This window comes from Verminephrobacter aporrectodeae subsp. tuberculatae At4 (assembly GCF_000193225.1).
Taxonomy (GTDB): domain Bacteria; phylum Pseudomonadota; class Gammaproteobacteria; order Burkholderiales; family Burkholderiaceae_C; genus Acidovorax; species Acidovorax aporrectodeae.
Genome location: NZ_AFAL01000799.1, coordinates 1 through 496, shown reverse-complemented (window position 1 = coordinate 496; position 496 = coordinate 1). Strand labels below are relative to the sequence as shown.

The 496-nt window shown below is 75.8% G+C and carries 1 protein-coding gene; it reads right to left on the bottom strand.

Features of this window, described 5'->3' with window-relative positions:
* Nucleotides 1–496 (bottom strand): aldehyde dehydrogenase family protein (locus VTU_RS29380; RefSeq protein ID WP_010108745.1); only part of this gene is annotated, 496 nt, incomplete at both ends.

The following is a 496-nucleotide window of genomic DNA, read 5'->3' as shown; positions in this document are numbered from 1 at the left end:
GCTCGGCGGGCTTGGCGAGCACCGGGTTGCCGGCCGCCAGCGCGGCCGCCGCCTGGCCCAGGAAGATGGCGAGCGGAAAGTTCCAGGGGCTGATGCAGGCCACGGGGCCCAGCGGCAGGTGCGTGGCGTTGTCGAAGGTGGCGCGGACCTGCGCCGCGTAGTAGCGCAGAAAGTCCACCGCTTCGCGCACCTCGGCGAGCGCGTTGCCGCAGGTCTTGCCGGCCTCGCGCACCAGCAGGCCCAGCAGGGGCGCAGTGCGCTCTTCCAGCAGATCGGCGGCGCGCAGCAGACGCGCGGCGCGTTCGGCAGGCGGCGTCGCGGCCCAGGGGGCTGCCGCCTGCTGCGCGCAGCACAGCGCCCGATCGACGTCGGTGGCGCTGGCTTCGCGCACCCGGCCCACCAGGTCGCGCCGGTCGGCGGGGTTGTGCAGCGGCGTGTCGGCGCCGTGCGCCGTGTCCGCAACCGCGTCCACGCCAAGCATGGGCGCCGCCGTCCA